The sequence below is a fragment of the Paenarthrobacter sp. NPDC090520 genome (genome assembly GCF_044769205.1).
Classification (GTDB): Bacteria; Actinomycetota; Actinomycetes; order Actinomycetales; family Micrococcaceae; genus Arthrobacter.
Genome location: NZ_JBIVXM010000005.1, coordinates 170,471 through 186,587, shown reverse-complemented (window position 1 = coordinate 186,587; position 16,117 = coordinate 170,471). Strand labels below are relative to the sequence as shown.

The 16,117-nt window shown below is 63.8% G+C and carries 15 protein-coding genes and 1 tRNA gene; 6 read left to right on the top strand and 10 right to left on the bottom strand.

The window, feature by feature from the left end; translation table 11 throughout:
* Window positions 1-70 precede the first annotated feature (70 nt).
* The 6 genes from ACIQTZ_RS08680 to ACIQTZ_RS08655 form a co-directional block, all read right to left on the bottom strand.
* Window positions 71-466, bottom strand: coding sequence for a hypothetical protein (locus ACIQTZ_RS08680; RefSeq protein WP_402979528.1), 396 nt, complete (start codon window positions 464-466; stop codon window positions 71-73).
* Window positions 467-639: 173 nt separating this feature from the next.
* Entirely contained in the window at window positions 640-1,173 is a 534-nt protein-coding gene (locus tag ACIQTZ_RS08675; RefSeq protein ID WP_400334144.1) for a hypothetical protein, read from the bottom strand.
* The gene (locus tag ACIQTZ_RS08670) at window positions 1,170-3,137 is read right to left on the bottom strand and encodes an alpha/beta hydrolase (protein WP_402979526.1); all 1,968 of its coding nucleotides are present in this window, start codon (window positions 3,135-3,137) and stop codon (window positions 1,170-1,172) included. The genes ACIQTZ_RS08675 and ACIQTZ_RS08670 overlap by 4 nt, the downstream gene beginning before the upstream one ends.
* A gap of 6 nt (window positions 3,138-3,143) precedes the next feature.
* Window positions 3,144-3,509, bottom strand: a complete 366-nt coding sequence (locus ACIQTZ_RS08665; protein ID WP_400334138.1) for a DUF6507 family protein — start codon at window positions 3,507-3,509, stop codon at window positions 3,144-3,146.
* A gap of 101 nt (window positions 3,510-3,610) precedes the next feature.
* Entirely contained in the window at window positions 3,611-6,136 is a 2,526-nt protein-coding gene (gene pcrA / locus ACIQTZ_RS08660) for a DNA helicase PcrA (RefSeq protein ID WP_402979524.1), read from the bottom strand.
* An 88-nt stretch (window positions 6,137-6,224) separates the two neighbouring features.
* A complete protein-coding gene (locus ACIQTZ_RS08655) occupies window positions 6,225-7,070 on the bottom strand; it encodes an inositol monophosphatase family protein (protein WP_402948841.1) in 846 nt (281 codons plus the stop codon).
* 33 nt (window positions 7,071-7,103) lie between these two features.
* Between ACIQTZ_RS08655 and ACIQTZ_RS08650 the strand changes: the two genes are divergently transcribed.
* A complete protein-coding gene (locus tag ACIQTZ_RS08650; RefSeq protein WP_402979522.1) occupies window positions 7,104-7,751 on the top strand; it encodes a hypothetical protein in 648 nt (215 codons plus the stop codon).
* Here the strand turns inward: ACIQTZ_RS08650 and ACIQTZ_RS08645 are convergent.
* On the bottom strand, window positions 7,717-8,508 hold the full coding sequence (locus tag ACIQTZ_RS08645) for a DUF998 domain-containing protein (RefSeq protein WP_402979519.1): 792 nt from the start codon (window positions 8,506-8,508) through the stop codon (window positions 7,717-7,719). The two genes, ACIQTZ_RS08650 and ACIQTZ_RS08645, sit on opposite strands and share 35 nt — an antisense overlap.
* A gap of 450 nt (window positions 8,509-8,958) precedes the next feature.
* A complete protein-coding gene (locus tag ACIQTZ_RS08640) occupies window positions 8,959-9,732 on the bottom strand; it encodes a DUF998 domain-containing protein (RefSeq protein ID WP_402979517.1) in 774 nt (257 codons plus the stop codon).
* Between the two features lie 108 nt (window positions 9,733-9,840).
* Here ACIQTZ_RS08640 and ACIQTZ_RS08635 point away from each other — a divergent pair.
* From ACIQTZ_RS08635 to ACIQTZ_RS08625, 3 genes are all read left to right on the top strand, one after another.
* Window positions 9,841-9,913: transfer RNA gene (locus ACIQTZ_RS08635), tRNA-Arg, on the top strand.
* 1 nt (window position 9,914) lies between these two features.
* A complete protein-coding gene (locus tag ACIQTZ_RS08630) occupies window positions 9,915-10,358 on the top strand; it encodes a DUF6314 family protein (protein ID WP_402979515.1) in 444 nt (147 codons plus the stop codon).
* Window positions 10,355-10,753, top strand: coding sequence for an NUDIX domain-containing protein (locus tag ACIQTZ_RS08625; RefSeq protein WP_402979513.1), 399 nt, complete (start codon window positions 10,355-10,357; stop codon window positions 10,751-10,753). Before ACIQTZ_RS08630 ends, ACIQTZ_RS08625 begins: the two co-directional genes overlap by 4 nt.
* 67 nt (window positions 10,754-10,820) lie before the next feature.
* On the opposite strand, the gene ACIQTZ_RS08620 is transcribed toward ACIQTZ_RS08625, so the two are convergent.
* Window positions 10,821-12,734 carry an ABC transporter ATP-binding protein gene (locus ACIQTZ_RS08620; protein WP_402979511.1) on the bottom strand — a complete coding sequence of 638 codons (1,914 nt, stop codon included), beginning with the start codon at window positions 12,732-12,734 and terminating at the stop codon, window positions 10,821-10,823.
* A 2-nt stretch (window positions 12,735-12,736) separates the two neighbouring features.
* Window positions 12,737-14,398: an ABC-F family ATP-binding cassette domain-containing protein gene (locus ACIQTZ_RS08615; protein WP_402979508.1), complete on the bottom strand. Its 1,662-nt coding sequence runs from the start codon at window positions 14,396-14,398 to the stop codon at window positions 12,737-12,739.
* Between the two features lie 173 nt (window positions 14,399-14,571).
* Here ACIQTZ_RS08615 and ACIQTZ_RS08610 point away from each other — a divergent pair, with 173 nt between their 5' ends.
* Together ACIQTZ_RS08610 and ACIQTZ_RS08605 are read left to right on the top strand one after the other, a co-directional pair.
* Complete coding sequence (locus ACIQTZ_RS08610) at window positions 14,572-15,294, top strand: hypothetical protein (RefSeq protein WP_400334110.1); 723 nt, start codon at window positions 14,572-14,574, stop codon at window positions 15,292-15,294.
* Window positions 15,291-15,998 (top strand): hypothetical protein, encoded by a 708-nt coding sequence (locus tag ACIQTZ_RS08605; RefSeq protein WP_400334107.1) that lies wholly within the window; start codon window positions 15,291-15,293, stop codon window positions 15,996-15,998. The genes ACIQTZ_RS08610 and ACIQTZ_RS08605 overlap by 4 nt, the downstream gene beginning before the upstream one ends.
* The last annotated feature ends 119 nt before the right edge of the window (window positions 15,999-16,117 follow it).

Below are 16,117 nucleotides of genomic sequence, written 5' to 3'. Positions count from 1 at the left end.
TCTCTGGGCACCATCGATGCGCCGGGTCTGGTTCGAGCGCATTACGCGCTACCATCAGGTCCGGCCAAGGCTACGTGGTCTTCTTCCGTGCGGCAGGGTCCAAAGTGCACTCGCCGATTACTTTAATGAAGCTGCCGTACTTTGTTGCTGTGAAGATCAGGGTCATTCCCCGTGGACCTGACGCACCTATTTCAAGGCCAGTGCTGTCCGCACCCTTGCCGTCGAAGATATTTCCAATGGTGTAGCCCTTCGATTCCCAGTGCGCTTTCATCACTTCGACTGCTGCCTGTGGATCGGCGATGGCACCACCCTTGATTTGCCGCTGGTACAGCCTGCCGTCGGCGCGCGCATGTATGCCACAGGGTTCGGAGACGTAGTCCACGGTGTCCTGGCGGTCCCATCCTGGCCAGGTGGTGCCGGAATGTTGAACCGTGTCTTCCATGGCATCCAAGAAGTCGGTGAACACTTCGGAGGCGCTGCGTTGGCCTGGCCCCGGCTCAGTGCTCGATCCACCCGCTGAAGTCACACCACAACCGGCAATCACGACAGAAAACGCGATGGTGATTGGCAAACACAGCCACCGGATACCAAGCTTTCCGCCACGGGATGTCCTTGTGTGGTGCGACTCTTTGGTCATGTCTATGTGGTTTTCTGCCTGGCAGCGGGATCGAGGGTGCACTCTCCAATTACGTTGATCAAGCTTCCCCGGGGTGTTGGCGAGAATTGAAGTAGCATTCCTCGGCTTGTGTAAGCGTTTATCTGGGCACCCGTCGCGGGGTCTCCGTTATCGAAGGTGTTTCCGATCTTGTAACCCTTCTCCACCCAGTGCGCTTTCATGTTCTCTATTGCGGCCTGCGGATCGTCTATAGGACCTCCCTTGATCTGTCGTTCGTATGAGCGACCGTCAGCGCGTGCGTTCACACCACATGGCTCTGAGACGTAGTCCGCCGTATCCTGGCGGTCCCATCCTGGCCACGTGGTGCCGGAATGTTGAACCGTGTCTTCCATGGCATCCAAGAAGTCGGTGAACACCTCCGATGCACTCCGCTCGCCAGGTCCTGGCTCGTCAAGCTGCCTATCCTTTGTTGGATCTACATTGCATCCGGTCATCAGTAAACTTCCCATCATCATCGAGACCAACCACACCCTGTATGCAGGCTTTAGCATCATCATTTGCCAAGTTCTTCTCTTAGTTCTTGCGGTGTAAGGTCGCGCTCTACGGAGCGTCCCAGCGGAGCCATCTCACCGCGAATTTCCACCAACTCGCGTCGGAGCGGAATCAGCTTCTTAATCTGGCCTCCCTTGCCCGTGGACGTCAATGCGATGTTATGGGCGGACTCGGTGCTGGGGTCGAGGTAGCCATGATCACGCGTCGCAGCAAACAGGGTATTGCCGCTACCCTTTACTGCCCAACCGTTGGCGTCGTGGCCCGTGGTCCTCCAATAGACCTCACCAGTGTCCGGATCGTAGCCACCCTCGGAAGAGAAGTTCTTCCCGCCAAACCAAGAATTCAGAGGATCTAGCCGACCCTCACGACCACGCAGTCCGCTGCCAATAATTCCGAATGGAGCAACACGGTCCTCGCTGGACGCCGTCACAAAGACGTCGGGCCTGCCGTCCGCGTCCTTTGCCACGTGCAGGTCCATTGCCGAGCCCACGTCCCGCCAGGCAATTCCGGCAGAGCCGAAGAACGTGACTGTATCGACGGAGTGGGTGGTAGAGATCAGCGCATAAGAGGCAGTGGTGGTCCCGTAGGAGTGGGCCACCACGTTCAGATGGGGCTTATCCCTACCGTCCGCGACGCTTTCCCGGGTACCAACAAACCCGTCCAAGGCAATCGACAGCTTGACCCCTCCCGCCTTGGCCAGCTCCGTGGAGAGCACTTCACTGCTGGGCGGTTCCTCCGGACTGTCATATCCAACCCAGGAAACCACCGCTACGGTCGAATGGCCTGGAGTACCTGCAAGCTCACCCTCCTGAATGTCATACAAATCCTGCGCCGACTTCGTCCATGACTCCAGCCCGTCGGCCACGGTGGTTTTCATGCCCGGGACGTTCCATGTCACATTCGAAGCCGTGTCTAAGTCACCAATCGCAACAGCCACGAGAGGTTTTCCATTCTCCTCCGGGGTGAATGAGACGATGCTCCGGGGAGCGGCAGGGTCTTCATCGTTGTCTTTTCGGGGCTCCAGCGCGTCATATATTTCCTGCAACACGGCCTTGTGCTCAGCGGTGGTCCGCGGATCCTTGTACACGGCATCCACGTTTGCTTTGTTGGCCTTGGCACGCGCGGCGTACGGAATCCCGTTCAGGTTTCCGATGACTCCTGGTGCCGCCACCACGAGGGCCGCCTGTTGGTCGGTGGTTAGACCAGCCCACCACGCCTTCACCTGCGCGACCGGTGGCGGCGAACGGAATCCCGATCGAAGGTAGTCAGACTCGGCCATCCCGTAATCGAGCAGTTGCCCCGGCGTCAGGGTCTTCCACAACGCCAACATTGCCAGGGGATCCCCTCCCCCGGACTCCATGCGGCGCAATTCCGCACGAGCATGGTCCAGCGCCGGATCCGTGGCGGTCCCACCCGGGTAATACGGAGGAACCGTTGACTCCCAGCGGTGCACCCCACGGACAGCGAACTCGCATAAACGCTGAGCTTCCTCGTGTTCCGACACCAACACCGAAACCCTGCGCAGTAGGTCGGAATGTTCCATAAGCGGAGCCTGTCCAGTGTGCTGACTGCCGAAACTTTCTTGGCTGGAGTGGGGATCCCAACTAGGGGTTTGCCCCAGATGGATCTCCATCCTCCGGTGGAAATCGGCGATGTCGTCCAAGAGGAGCTGACGCTTCCGTCGCAACTCCCGGACGGTTTCGGCGTAACGCATCAACGCGGAGAACACTGTGACCATGCCGGACCGAATGTTGTCACTCGTCTGGGTCACGGGCTTGAACAACGCCAAGACCACCGGCGCCTCAGGAGCTACGTAGGCATCAGCCAAAGCGGACCATTCCGATGACGCAGCCTGCACTGCATTGATCATCCCCTGCGCATGCCGCACCAGCGGAGACACAGCGGTTTCCAGGGCATCCGGATCAGGGAGGGCGAACAAGCCTGACGTATCAATCTGGTACTCGTTCACGCGGCCCTACCCCATCGGCCTAGCGCGGAACTTGTCCAGGCGGAAGCTGAACGTGGGGGCATCCACAATGCTTCGAGCGTTCCTGAGCACATCTGCGGCCAACTGCTCGTCACCGGCCACATAAGCAGCAACCGCAGCTTGGGTCCCGCCAAACACGTTGGCTATCCGCTGTGACAGCGCGAGGAGGTCCAGCAGCAGCACGTCGTCGCCGTAGAACTGGAGGGCACCGAAGACCGGCCCCGCACGCAAGGACCCGCCCACTTCATCAACGGTATGCCGCACGGCTGCGCGTATCGGCTCAAGTTCGCTGCAATGCGCCTTCGCTGCAGCGACCACACCCAGAGACTTGGCCACATCGATGTCAAACGTCATTGCTTGTCCCCAATGATTCAGTAAGGGTTCTTATTAATCAATCGAAATGATTAATCCAAGCAAGAGTGTATACCGACAGAGAACTATCGAATCAAAGCGCCTCAGGCATCCAGTTTGGTCAGTGGCGCGTAACGCAACAGCAGGCGCTTCTCGCCGACGTCGAACTTCACCTTGGCCACTGTCTTGTCGCCGGCTCCTTCGACGCCCAGCACCACCCCGTTGCCGAAGCTGGTGTGGTTGACCTTGTCCCCCACCGACACGGCGATGACTTCCTTCTGCGGCTGAACCCGGGTCCTAGCCACGGCTGCAGGGACATCGGCGTCGAACCCGGCGGTTGGGCTCGCGGCAACTCCGCGGGAGGTGCCGGCTCCCCAGAAGGATCCGCCGTAACGGTTCGAGCCGATGGGTGCGCTGCCCCAGCCGCCAGCGGCCTGGCGGGATGTACCCTCGCGTTTCCAGTCCACCAGTTCCGAGGGGATTTCCTGCAGGAACTGGCTGGCCGGGTTGTACTGGCTCTGGCCCCACATGCTGCGGACCTCGGAACGGGTCACATAGAGCCGCTTGCGGGCACGCGTGAGGCCCACGTAGGCAAGGCGGCGTTCCTCGGCGAGCTCCTTGGGATCCGTGGCGGAGCGTTGGTGCGGGAAGATCCCGTGCTCCATGCCGGTCAGGAACACCACGGGGAACTCCAGGCCCTTCGCCGTGTGCAGCGTCATCAGCGTGACCACGCCCAAGCGCTTTGCTTCCGCAACTGCGGCGTCGATGTCGGCGCCCGGCGCGTCCGGGATCTGGTCGGCGTCGGCTACCAGGGAGACCTGCTCCAGGAACTCGCCCAACGAACCGTCGGGGTTGTCACGCTCATATTCACGGACCACGGCCACGAGTTCCGCCAGGTTTTCCACGCGGGATTCGTCCTGGGGGTCGTTGCTCGCGCGGAGTCCGGCAAGATAGCCAGTCTGTTCAAGTACGGCTTCCAAGGCCGCGGACGCCCCGGACCCCGAGGCTACCTCGGCGAGGTCGTCCAGCAGCTTCACGAAGCCCAACACTGCATTGACGGAGCGGGTAGCCATGCCGGGTGCTTGATCGGCGCGGCGCGCTGCGTCCATGAAGGACGTCCGGTCCCGCTCGGCCAAGGCAGCAACAGCGCCCTCGGCACGGTCCCCGATGCCCCGCTTCGGTTCGTTCAATACACGGCGGAGGTTGACGTCGTCGTCCGGGTTCACCAGGACGCGCAGGTAGGCCAGTGCGTCCTTGATTTCCTTGCGCTCGTAGAACCGGGTACCGCCAACCACCTTGTACGGCAGGCCAACGCGGACCAGTACGTCTTCAATGGATCGCGACTGGGCGTTGGTTCGGTAGAAGATGGCAACGTCGCCGGGACGCAGCCCCTCCTCGTCCTGTAGCCGGTCGATTTCCTTGGCGATGAACTGGGCTTCGTCGTGCTCGTTTTCGCCGACGTAGCCCACGATCTTCTCGCCATCGCCCTCGGCGGTCCACAGGCGCTTTTCCTGCCGGTTGGGGTTCCGGGAAATCACGGAGTTGGCAGCGCTGAGGATGTTCTGCGTGGAGCGGTAGTTCTGCTCCAGCTTGATGGTCCGCGCGTTCGGGTAGTCGTGCTCGAACTCCACGATGTTGCGGATGTCCGCGCCCCGGAAGGCGTAGATTGACTGGTCCGAGTCGCCAACCACTGTCAGTTCGCTCGGCTGGACCTCGGTGTCATTACCCAGGCCTACGATTTCCCTGACCAGGGCGTACTGGGCATGGTTGGTGTCCTGGTATTCGTCCACCAGGACGTGCCGGAAACGGCGTCGGTACGATTCTGCGAGCGCCGGGAAAGCCCGGAACATGTAGACGGTCTGCGCAATGAGGTCGTCGAAGTCCATGGCGTTGGCCTGGCGCAGACGCTGCGTGTAGCCCTTGAAGACCTCAGCCACAGCGGTTTCGAAAGGCTCGTTGTAATTGGCCGAAGACGCAAAGGAATCGTCGTCGATGAGCTCGTTCTTCAGCGCGGAAATCTTGTGCTGAATGGCCTTGGGCGGGAACTTCTTGGGGTCCAGGTCCAGGTTCTTCGCCACGAGTGTGATGAGGCGCAGCGAGTCCGCGGAGTCATAGATGGAGAAGTTGGAGTTCAGCCCCACGTTGGACGCCTCGCGGCGAAGGATGCGCACGCAGGACGAGTGGAAGGTGGAGATCCACATGGCCTTGGCACGTCCACCAACCAGCGCTTCGATGCGTTCCCGCATTTCCGCCGCAGCTTTGTTGGTGAACGTGATGGCCAGGATCTCACCGTGATGCGCCCGCTTGGTGGCGATCAAGTACGCGATCCGGTTACTGAGTACACGGGTCTTGCCCGAGCCGGCGCCGGCGACAATGAGCAGCGGGCTGCCGGAGTGCTTGACGGCCTCTTCCTGTTGCGGGTTGAGGCCCTGCAGCAAGGCGTCAGCGGACGGCAAGCCATGCGACCCCTGGTGACCCCAGCCGCCCGAACCGGGAGCCCCATCATCCTCGCCTGTCCGGGCAGGAGCAGCACCACCGCCGCTGTGTGAAAGCTCCGGCGCAGCCTTGACTGCGGCCCGTGAGCCTGCCTTGAAGGGTCCGTCTGCATAGGGGTCAAACAACATATCCATGGTGCCTACCAGTCTAGGCGGTGGGTCTGACACTCCTTCGACCGGTGCCCGGGATGCGGACCACGTGCCCGCTGAAGCTGGCCCAGGACTAAGCGAACTGGGGAACCGAGGTGAGTGCCGCGCTTAACTCGCGGACCGCCGTCGTGCCTCCTGCGACGAACCAGTTGAGTCCGTTGACCTGTACGACGGCGGTGTCCCCACCGGCAGCGCGGACGATCGCTTTGCCGGGGAGCCAATCCCATTCGGGGCAACTGTGCTGGAACCAGCACCCCAGTTCGCCGTCAGCCACCCGGCCGAGGTCGCACGAGCCGGAACCGAACATCCGCAAGGATGCCGCGGTGATTGCCGCGGCGTGCCACGGCATGGCCGCGCGCGGATCCGCCAGCCAGGTCGGGTGGATGTAGGTGGCGGCACTCAGTTGGCCCACTGCCACATCCCCCGAACCGGAAATCCGTTCCCCATTGAGCGTTGCGGGACGTCCTTCGCCGCCGAGCCACAGCTTGTCCGTTTCCGGCTGGTAGATGGCACCAAGAACCACGGAGGGATCCGCTACCGGGTTGCCGCCGCGGTCCGAGTCATCGCGTTTCAGGGCGATGGCCGAGCACCAGTAGGTGGAGCCATGCAGGAAGTTGTAGGTGCCATCCACGGGGTCGATCACCCAGGTCCGGCCGCTCGTTCCGGCAACGGAGGCACCTTCTTCGCCAAGGATGCCATCCTCGGGGCGGCAGCGCCGCAACTGTTCAAGGACGTAGGCCTCGGCGGCGCGGTCGGCAGCCGTCACCACGTCCGACACCGAGGTCTTCCGCTCCCCCTGCAGGCCCCCCATCCGCATAAGCAGGGCCAACTGACCTGCCTCACGGACCAGGGCGCTGGCCAGTTGGTAATCGTCGAGTGATGGGTCCAGTTCAGTTGCTGTGTGCCTGCCGATGGTCATGGGTCCAGCTTATGTGGCGGGATAATGAATCACATGGCCAAGACCCCAGCGCAGCGCATCAAGAAGCACGGAGCCAAAGCGGCAGTCCCGGAACACTCGCTGCCGCCCGTGATCAATCCCACCACCCAGCGCACCCCGCAGAAGGCACAGAGCAACTCCAGGCTCATTGTGATTGCCGGCGTGGTGGCCAGCGTCTTCCTGTTCTGGTACCTGCACCTGCTGACCCTCAACCAGATGACCCAGTTGTCCGGCGGCCTGGCCATGCCGGACTCCCTCATTGGCGGTTTCTCCACGGACTACATCGCCCAGCTCCGTAACGCCATGGACGATGCAGCCCGAGGTCAGCTAAATTACGTCCACAAGACCGCCGGCACCCTGTTTCCCTTGATCTTTGGCTTCAGCTGGCTGCTTCTCATTGGGACCAACGTGGCCCGCAAATCGTGGCGCTGGGCCATGTGGGCGGCGCCGTTGCTGTTTGCCGTAGCCCACTTGTGGTCGAACGTCGCCATTGATTCGGTGATGGCTTCTGAAACGCCCGACGCCGGTTCGGTTGCGTTGGCCTCGGCCGTGACGGTCGCGTCGTGGGTGCTGTTCCTGCTCAGTTTGTTGTGCGGACTGGTGGCTGTGTTCCTTGGGCGGAAGGACGCTACTGCACGGAAGGACGCTGACCCAACGTCCTGACCGCTTTCCGTTCCCTGGTGACCCGGTGGGCCACGATGAGGCCCACCAGGGACAGGCCCAGGATGATGGGATACGCCATGGTCCGTTCGATGGCACCGGCTTCATCCACCCGGAGCTGCACTGCCAGGACATAGATGGTGGTTCCCAGCGATACCACCCCGAACAGCAGCACCATCCACGACATTTGCGTGTGTCCGCGCCACACCAGGCCCAGGACCACCAGGGCGATGGGTCCGGCGATGAAGTACATTCCGGCGCCCATCAGATGCAGTGCCAGCTCCGTGTCTTCAGGTACCAGCCCCACCATGGCCTGCCCGATCCCCGCAACCAGGATGAGCGCCCGAACCGCACCCGCTGCGATCCACGGAAAAGCCTCCGCGGATCTCGATGCCATGCTCGGCCGGATTCCGCGTTGGCCCGGCTCTGCCGCCACGGACAGCACGGCGGAGCTGACCAGCACTGCACCCATGACCATGGCCACGCCCTGGAGAACGAACGAGGCGTTCATCAGCCAATTCAACGGCGAACACACCTCATAGCCATTGAAAGGTCCACAGTTCGCGGCACCGAGATCGCTGATCACGTGCTCCCGGCGGTCATAGGGCGGATCGCCGCGCCACGCCGCCATGGCAATGGCTTCCACCACGAAGTAGTGGATCAGCGTGATCGCAGCCCAACCCCCAACAAGTTCGCGTCGCCCTGCGAGGTCAGGCAGAAGCCCGCGGTCCCCGCCACGCGGACCAGCCGCCGTCGTCATAGCGTCAGAATAGACCCGCCGCAGCAGGCAGCGCAGCCCTTGTTTGAACCCGCGCCGCTACCGTTCACGCCGGACGCGCCATTCGTTGGCCGCCGCCGCTACCCTTCCCGCCGGACGCACCCGTTCTTACGGGAGCCCACGGCGCAAGCGGGTGCGACCAGGCCAGCTCACACCACTCTTGGCCAGCGCCGCTACCCTTCCCGCCCAGCGCACCCCTTGCGGACCCGCCCCGCTACCCTTCCCGCCGGACGCGCCCGTTCTTACGGGAGCCCACGGCGCAAACGGGTGCGACCAGGCCAGCACACACGACTCTTAGCCGGCGCCGCTGCCGATCCCGCCCAGCGCACCCCTTGCGAACCCGCCCCGCTGCCGATCCCGCCGGACGCACCCGTTCTTATGGGAGCCCACGGCGCAAACGGGTGCGACCCGGGAGCAGTGGCCACTCCGGGCTTAGCGCGAGCGCACCCTCGCCCGCCGTTCGCGGTGCACGCGCTGTGCAATCACCAGGCCTGCGGCCGCCAGGCCGATCGTTACGGGGTAGCCCATGAGCCGTTCAAGGATCCCCGGCTCGGGCACGTCCATGCGGGTGAGGCCGCCGACCACGAGCGCGCCGATGCACAGCGCCCCGCTCGCTGCAAGGAACCAGCTCACAGGGGTTTGCCGCAGCCAAAGGATTCCCAGCAGGATCAGGGCGAAGCCGCCACCAATGAAGAACATCAGGGCGCCCGCAAAATGCCACGGCGAGCCAAAGTCCTCCGGCACCAGGCCCACAAGGACCGTGCCCACGCCGGCAACCCCGGTCAGGATGCGAATGGCCACCGCAAGGATCCAGTGCTGGGCAATCACCCGCGGCGCCTCGCCGTGGAACCGCCGGGCCGGTACCCCCGGCCTCGCTGCGACACACAACAAACCGGCCGTCAGGAACACGGCACCAAGGATCAAGGCGAGCCCTTGGACAACAAACGAGGCATTCATCAGCACGTGCAACGGAGAGCACACAGAGCGGTCCTCGTAGATTCCGCAGGATATTGCGCCAAGGTCGCTGATGTAGCCGGTGGCTCGGCTGTACGGTTCGGGTCCCGCCCACGCGTCGATCACGGCAGCCTCGGCCGCGAAGTACTGCACCACGCTCAGCTGGGCCCAGCCGCCGATGGCCGCACGGATGCTGCGGACGTTGGGAAGGAACGTGCCAGCCGATGCCGGTACTGTCGCGTGGCCACTCATGTCCGCCAGCCTAACCGTGTTCGGGCAGCGCCCTTGCAGCTTGTATGCTTATAGTCGTGTTCGGGCCGGAAGGCTCCCGCCAGGGACCTCCACAGCCCATGGACATGCGCCCTCGTAGCTCAGTGGATAGAGCACGGCTCTCCTAAAGCCGGTGTCGTTGGTTCGATTCCAATCGAGGGCACTTGAATGACCAGCAGCCACGGATGGACTTGCGGGCCTACCTGGCCGGCGAATGGAACGTGGAGCGGACCCTCCTTGATCGCGCCACCGGCACCCGCGGAACCTTTTCCGGCGTCGTACGTTACGTCCAGAACCCCGACGGCGGCCTGGACTACCGCGAAGACGGAACCATGCACTGGCCTACCCACTCAGGCCCGGCCTTCCGCGAATACGTCCTGAAACCAGGTGCCACCGAGCACAGCATGGAGGTGTTCTTCCCGGATGGCCGGCCCTTCCACGTGATGAGCTTTGCCGCGGACGCCAACCAGGACAAGCACTGGTGCGATCCGGACGACTACTACGTCAACTACGCCTGGGAGGGTCCCGACGCTTTCAGTTTCACGTGGGACGTCCACGGGCCGGCGAAGGACCTTCTGCTGGAATCGCATCTGAGGAGGAACACATGAACGTGATCGTGGTCAGCGCCGTGTGCGTCTATAACGGGGCGGGCCAGCTCCTCACCGTCCGCAAGCGTGGGACGGACAGGTTCATGCACCCCGGCGGCAAGCCGGAGCCCGGCGAAACCGCTGCCCAGGCGGCGTCCCGGGAACTGGCCGAGGAAGTCGGTATCAGCGTGGCTCCGGACCAGCTTGAGCCCATGGGCGTGTGGCATGCCGTTGCCGCCAATGAGGAAGCGACCACCATCGAAGCCACGGTGTTCACGGCACCGGGTACGTGGGACGCGCACCCCTCGGCCGAGATCGCGGAGATCCGCTGGCTGGACCTGCACGCGCCGCTGCCGGACGACCTCGCCCCGCTGCTCACGGACCACGTCCTCCCGGCCCTCGCCGCCCCCAAGTAGGTCGCATTTGTGCGCGTTTTCCGCGATCAAAACGCGCACAAATGCGACCCAGTTGGGTACACCGGCATCAAAGCTCCGGGACTGCTTCCTGGGCCACGGCTGCGGCTTCCGCGAACTGCGTCCGGTACAGCTCTGCGTAGCGGCCGTCCGCAGCGAGCAGCTCGCTGTGCGTGCCCCGCTCCACGATCCGGCCGTCTTCCACCACCAGGATCGCGTCGGCAGCCCGGATGGTGGACAGCCGGTGGGCAATCACGACGGCGGTACGACCCTCGAGCGCTTCGCCCAAGGCTGCCTGGACGGCGGCTTCGTTGGTGGAATCCAGCGCGGCAGTGGCCTCGTCCAGGATGACGACCCTGGGCTGCTTGATGAGGAGCCGGGCGATGGTGAGGCGTTGGCGTTCGCCACCGGAGAGCCGGTAGCCGCGCTCCCCCACCACCGTTTCGAGTCCATCGGGAAGCGAACGGATCATGGCTTCCAGGCGGGCGCGCCGCAGCACGTCCCACATCTGCTCCTCGGTGGCATCAGGCCGGGCCAGGCGCAGGTTGGACGCGATGGTCTCGTGGAACAGGTGGCCATCCTGGGTCACCATGCCCAGTGTTTCGCGGAGGGCATCGAAGCGGAGGTCGCGCACATCCGTTCCGGTTCCAACCCCGTGGCCGCCCAGGCGCACAGCTCCGGAGTCGACGTCGTACAGCCTGGACAGCAACTGGGCCACAGTGGACTTGCCGGCACCGGATGATCCCACCAACGCCACAGTCTGGCCAGGCTCCACCCGGAAACTGACCCCATGGAGGACTTCCTCGCCGCCACGCGTGTCCAGCGTGGCCACGTCTTCGAGGGAGGCAAGGGAGACCTTGTCAGCCGAAGGGTAGGAGAAGCGGACGTCGTCGAATTCGACCGCCACAGGTCCCGCCGGAACCGCCACAGCGTCCGGCTTCTCGGTGATGAGCGGCTTGAGGTCCAGGATTTCGAAGACGCGCTCGAAGCTGACAAGTGCGCTCATGACTTCCACGCGGGCGTTGGACAGTGCAGTCAGCGGGGCGTAGAGACGCGTGAGCAGGAGGGCCAGCACCACAACGTCACCCGGTGCCAATTGTCCCCCGATGGCCAGCCAGCCGCCGAGCCCGTACACCAGTGCCAGGGCCAGCGCGGAGACCAGGGTCAAGGCGGTCACGAAGGTGAACTGCAGCATGGCGGTCCGGATCCCGATGTCGCGGACACGGCCTGCACGGGCAGCGAACTCAAGGGACTCCTCATCCGGCCGTCCGAAGAGCTTCACCAGCGTGGCGCCGGGCGCGGAGAACCGTTCGGTCATTTGGGTGCCCATGGCGGCGTTGTGCGCTGCGGCTTCGCGGCGCAGGTCCGCCAGCTTTGACCCCATCCGCCGTGCAGGGATCAGGAAGATCGGGAGCAGCACCATGGCCAGCACGGTCACCAGCCACGAGGTGTTGAGCATGACGGCCAAGGTCAGGGCCAAGGCCACGACGTTGCTGACCACACCGGACAACGTCCCGGCAAAGGCGGACTGGGCCCCGATCACATCATTGTTCAGGCGGCTCACCAACGCACCGGTCCGCGTGCGGGTGAAGAAGGCGATCGGCATGCGCTGCACGTGGTCGAACACCCGCGTGCGAAGGTCCACGATGACCCCCTCACCGATGGTCGACGACAACCACCTGGTCAGGAGCCCCACGCCGGCCTCGCCCACCGCCACCAGCGCGATCAGCAGGGCAAGCCAGATGATGGTTCCGGCACCGGATTTGCCGATGATGGCATCAACCACCTGGCCGGCCAGCACCGGCGTGGCCACGGCCAGCACGGCACCGGCGATCGAGGCGATCACGAACGCGATGAGCTTGCCTTTATGCGGGGCAGCGAAGCCAAGGACGCGTTTCAGGGTCTCCTTGGAGAACGGCTGCGAACCGCTCTGCGCCCGGGTGATCTTGTAGAGCGAGCTCCAGGCCACGCCATCCATGCTCATGGTTACTTCTCCTGGCCCGGTATGTGGTGCAACTCCTGGACACGGCCATTTTCCAGGTGCCAGCGCGAATCGAGCCGGACGTTCTCCAGCAGCCTGCGGTCGTGGGTTACCAGCAGCAGGGCGCCGTCATAGCTTTCCAGGGCTTCTTCAAGCTGTTCGATCGCAGGCAGGTCAAGGTGGTTGGTGGGTTCGTCCAACACCAGCAGGTTGACGCCGCGGGCCTGCAGGAGCGCCAAGGCGGCACGGGTCCGTTCACCCGGGGACAACGAATCGACTGTCCGGGAGGTGTGGTCCGCCTTGAGCCCGAACTTGGCCAGGAGGGTCCGGACATCTGCGCTGTTCCAATCAACCAGCACCGCCTCCACAGCGTCACCGAGCGGTTTGCCGCCGTCGAGCATTCCGCGGGCCTGGTCGATCTCGCCGATCGCCACGGAGGCACCCATGGAGGCATCGCCGTCGTCCGGGGTCCTGGTGCCGAGCAACAGCCTTAGGAGGGTGGACTTGCCGGCACCGTTGGGACCGGTGATACCGATGCGCTCACCGCCGTTGAGTTGCAGGTTGACCGGTCCCAGCGTGAAGTCTCCTTGGCGTACGACGGCGTCACGCAAGGTGGCGACGACGGCGCTGGACCGCGGTGCCTGGCCGATGCTGAACTGCAGCTGCCATTCCTTCCGCGGTTCCTCCACTTCCGTGAGCCGGGCGATGCGGGACTCCATTTGACGGACCTTCTGGGCCTGCTTCTCGGAGGACTCGGTGCTGGCCGCGCGCCGGATCTTGTCATTGTCCGGGTTCTTCTTCATCGCGTTCCGGACGCCTTGGGAGCTCCATTCCCGCTGGGTCCGGGCACGCGCCACAAGGTCGGCTTTGGTGGAGGCGTACTCCTCATAGCGTTCCCGGGCATGGCGTTTTGCCACGGCCCGTTCATCGAGGAAGGACTCGTAACCGCCGTCGTACACAGCCACGGAGTTCTGGGCGAGGTCCAGCTCCACCACGGTGGTGACGCAGCGGGCCAGGAATTCACGGTCGTGGGACACCAGCACCACGCCACCGCGCAGCCCCTGGACGAAGGCTTCCAGGCGGGCGAGTCCATCCAGGTCCAGATCGTTGGTGGGTTCGTCGAGAAGGACTACATCGAAGCGGCTCAGCAACAAGGCCGCGAGCGCCACGCGCGCAGCTTGCCCGCCGGAGAGGCCGGTCATGAGGGCTTCGGCTCCGAGCTCCAGGCCAAGGTCCGCCAGCACGGCCGGGATTCGCTCTTCGAGGTCCGCGGCACCGGAGGCCATCCAGCGGTCGAAGGCCACGGAGTAGGCATCGTCAGCGCCGGGTGCACCAGAGCCGAGCGCCTCGGCCGTGGCTTCCATTTCTGCCGTCGCCTGGGCACAACCCGTACGGCGCGCAATGTAGGCGGCGATGGTTTCGCCCGGAGTCCGTTCGTGTTCCTGCGGCAACCAGCCAACGAACGCATCGGACGGCGCCAGGCTCACCGTGCCTTCCTGCGGCTGGTCAACGCCGGCGAGGATGCGCAGCAGCGTCGATTTGCCCGCACCATTGGCGCCCACCACACCCACCACATCGCCCGGAGCCACCGTCAGGGACAGCTTCGAAAAGAGCGTGCGGTGGCCATGTCCACCGGCAAGGTCCTTGGCTACCAAGGTTGCAGTCATGAGTTCAATCCTCTCGCTGCCTGCCCATTTTCTGCAGGCATGGAAAAACCCGCCGGTCCGGACTTGGGGGGTGTACGGACCAGCGGGTTCAAGAATCAAGCATAATTCAATGTGGCGTCCGCGTAAAATCGATTCGTACTACCACTTACAGCAAACTTTCCAGAGAGTCCTCCATGCCCTTACAGTCCAAGGCGTTCCAGCGCTGGCTCCACGGCGTTGCGCCGGACGCCAGCATCGCCGATGTCTGCAGGGTCTCCGGAATCAAACGGACCACGCTGGCCCAGCAGTTGGTTCGCGGCAAGGTAGCCGAATCCACGCTCGTGAGCATCAGCCGCGCCTACGACCTCAACCCGGTCCAGGAATTGGCCACGTTCGACCTCTACGCACAGCTTCGGGGCGAGCCCGTTCCGCCCACTCCCGCCGAGTTGGTCAGCCAGATCGCCACGATCGACCTGCTGCGGGCCGTGGTGGAACGTACCGAACCGGGCAGCGTCCCCGCCACCGGACTCACCGCAACTCCGCACCCCACCGCCGTACGGAACTGGGTGGACGCGATCGACGACGGCGAGTTGCGGCACCGGGTCAGCGAGGCCACCGGGATCGCGCCCCAAAACTTTTCCGCCCACCTGACGGCCAACCGGCTCCCTCCCGAACTGGCCATTGCCACCTCACGGGCCGCCGGGGTTGGACCGGCAGGTGGGCTGGTCGCCGGCGGGTTGATCACCGAAAGCGAGGCCGGCTGGACACCCCACGGGCGCCGGGACGCTTTGGACAGGATGACACTGGGCGAACTGGTGACACTGTCCGGCGAACGCCTCCAGGCCCTGGGCAAGAACCTTCGCCGCCAAGAACAAGACCACGAACGAACTGAACGAATTTGGGAGAACCTCGGATGACGGCTGTCCTGCCCTGGGCAACGCTTGTTATTTGCCTGGCCATTACCGTGGCGCGCATCCCCAGTGCGCTGCGCGGAGAGAACCGCGTGGTCTTCTACATCTTTGCCTTGATGACCATGGACATCCTGCTCAGTATCGAAGCACCCTACCTGGCCATCGACGCCGTCCTCGGGGGCATGAACCTGACCAACCTCATCCTGCGGTTCCTGCTGTATGGAACCTTCCTGCTGATGGGCATCAAGATCGCCACGGGCTTCGACTCCAAATCCGCGGTCCGGGCCATCCGGGGCCCGTGGGGCCTGACCGTCCTGGCCATCACTGCGGCGTTAACGGCCTACTTCTTCCTCATCACCGATACCCGGGGCTCCACCGTGGGCATGACGGGCCTGACGTGGGGCCCATCCATGGAGGCCTACGCTGCCCTTGGCCGGTTCTACCCGGGCTTCGTATCGGCATGCCTGCTCCCGGCGATCTGGCGCACGGTGACCGGTCGTTTCCCGGCTCTGTTGCGCGGCGCATCGGCCTTGTTGTTCGTCGGCCTGACGCTGCTGCTGGTGTCCCAGCTCTTCCCCCTGATTCCCCTGGTACATCTGTGGCTGCGCTCACTGATCAATTACTCGGCCGTGCTGGCGACCGCCATTGGCCTGGCCGGAATCTGGTTTTCCAAGGCCTACGCGAGGCGGAAAAGACGACGCACAGCGTAAGACTTTCACAAAAGCATTAGATCGTGGCACAATCATGAATGTGTGAATGAGGCTTGCAGCCTGACAGCGGAATCAGAGAACGGGTTTCCGGTGGATGTGGCGCCCTCATGATCACAATT